Below are 2069 nucleotides of genomic sequence, written 5' to 3'. Positions count from 1 at the left end.
GGCCGCCGGCCGGGGCCCCCCGGCCCTGCCTCTTGCACCGCCACCGCGCCGCAGCCTACTTCTTGCCGCCGCACCACACGCGGCATGGCAGTGACCCAGACCTCCTCCTCCCCGGCCAACCGCCCGCTCACCCCGGCCCTGCTGCTCGGTGTGCTCGGCGTCGTCTACGGCGATATCGGCACCAGCCCGCTCTACGCGCTGCGCGCCTCGCTGCTCCACTTCTCCGCCGACGGGCTGGAGGAGTGGGAGATCCTCGGCATCCTCAGCCTGATCTTCTGGTCGCTGATCCTGGTGGTCACGGTGAAGTATGTGCTGCTGGTGCTGCGCGCCGACAACAAGGGGGAGGGCGGCATCCTGGCGCTGACCGCGCTCGCCCAGCGCGTGGCGCGCGGCGAGCGCGGCCGGCTGGTGGTCATGCTGATCGGCATCGCCGGCGCCGCGCTGTTCTTCGGCGACGGCATCATCACCCCGGCCATCTCGGTGCTCTCGGCGGTGGAGGGGCTGAAGGTCATCTCCCCCGCCTTCGACCGCGCCGTCATCCCGATCTCGCTCGGCGTGCTGCTGGCGCTGTTCCTGGTGCAGTACAAGGGCACCCACAGCATCGGCAAGGTGTTCGGCCCGATCACCGCGCTGTGGTTCGGCAGCCTGGCCATCCTCGGCCTGGTGGAGATCGTGGTGCAGCCGCATGTGCTGCTGGCGCTCTCGCCGCACTACGCCATCCAGTTCTGCGTCAACTACCACCTGGCGGCCTTCATCGCGCTCGGCTCCGTCGTGCTGGCGGTGACGGGGGCGGAGGCGCTCTACGCCGATATGGGGCATTTCGGCGCCCGGCCGATCCGCCTCGTCTGGCTCTGGGCGGTGCTGCCGGCGCTGACGCTGAACTATTTCGGCCAGGGCGCGCTGCTGCTGACCGACCGCGCGGCGCTCGAGAACCCCTTCTACCTGCTGGCCCCGGCCTGGTTCCGCCTGCCGCTGGTGGTGCTGGCCACCTGCGCCACCATCATCGCCAGCCAGGCGATGATCTCGGGCGCCTACTCGATCGCCCGGCAATGCGTGCAGCTGGGCTTCCTGCCGCGCCTCGTGGTCTGCCACACCTCGGAGACCGAGGAGGGGCAGATCTACATGCCGCAGATCAACCTGGCCCTGCTGGTCGGCGTCATCATCCTGGTGGTCAGCTTCCACGATTCCGACAGCCTGGCCGCCGCCTATGGCCTGGCGGTGACCGGCACCTTCCTCTGCACCACCTCGCTGCTCGGGCTGGTGCTGCGGCGGCAGTTCAACTGGCCGCTGCCGGCGGTGGTGGCGGTGCTGATCCCGCTCTTCATCCTCGATGGCGGCTTCTTCATCTCCAACGTGCTGAAGGTGCCGGATGGCGGCTGGGTCCCGCTGCTGCTGGGCGCCGGCATGTTCATCCTGATGCTGACCTGGCGGCGCGGGCGCGAGCTGCTCTTCGCCCGCTTCCGCCAGGACAGCCTGCCGCTGAAATCCTTCCTGGCCCGGCTGCCGCAGTCGCGCACCATCCGCGTGCCCGGCATCGCCGTGTTCATGACCGGCCAGGCCGACTACGTGCCCGCCGCCCTGCTGCACAACCTGAAGCACAACAAGGTGCTGCATGAGCGGGTGCTGTTCGTCACCGTCGAGAACCTGGACGTGCCCCAGGCGCCGCAGCGGCGCGAGGTGACCGAGCTGGCGCCCGGCATCCACCGCGTCATGCTGCGCTACGGCTTCCAGGAGAGCCCCAACATCCCGCGCGAGCTGGAGGCGCTGCACGAATACGGCGTCGCCTTCGAGCCGATGCAGGCCAGCTACTTCCTCGGCCGCGAGACGCTGGTGGCGGCCGCCGTGCCGAAGATGGCGGCCTGGCGGCAATGGCTGTTCTCGCTGATGAGCCGCAATTCCATGCCGGCCACCGAGTTCTTCCGCATCCCGAGCGACCGCGTGGTCGAGCTTGGCGTCCGCGTCGCCATCTGACGCGCCGCTGCTGCTGCTGGGCGCCGGCGGGCATGGCCGGGCGGTGGCGGCGCTGCTGCGCGATGCCGGCCTGCCGCCGCCGCTGGGCGTGCTGGACG

At 70.3% G+C, this 2069-nt stretch carries 1 protein-coding gene; it reads left to right on the top strand.

Going from position 1 to position 2069, the window contains the following annotated elements; genetic code table 11:
* Window positions 1-1971: potassium transporter Kup (locus tag HMPREF0731_RS20320; protein ID WP_408734764.1), on the top strand; the 1971-nt coding region annotated here is incomplete at its 5' end.
* Window positions 1972-2069 lie beyond the last annotated feature (98 nt).

The sequence above is a fragment of the Pseudoroseomonas cervicalis ATCC 49957 genome, assembly GCF_000164635.1.
GTDB classification, from domain to species: Bacteria; Pseudomonadota; Alphaproteobacteria; order Acetobacterales; family Acetobacteraceae; genus Pseudoroseomonas; species Pseudoroseomonas cervicalis.
The sequence above is the reverse complement of the archived record's forward strand: the minus strand, read 5'-3'. Positions and strand labels throughout refer to the sequence as shown.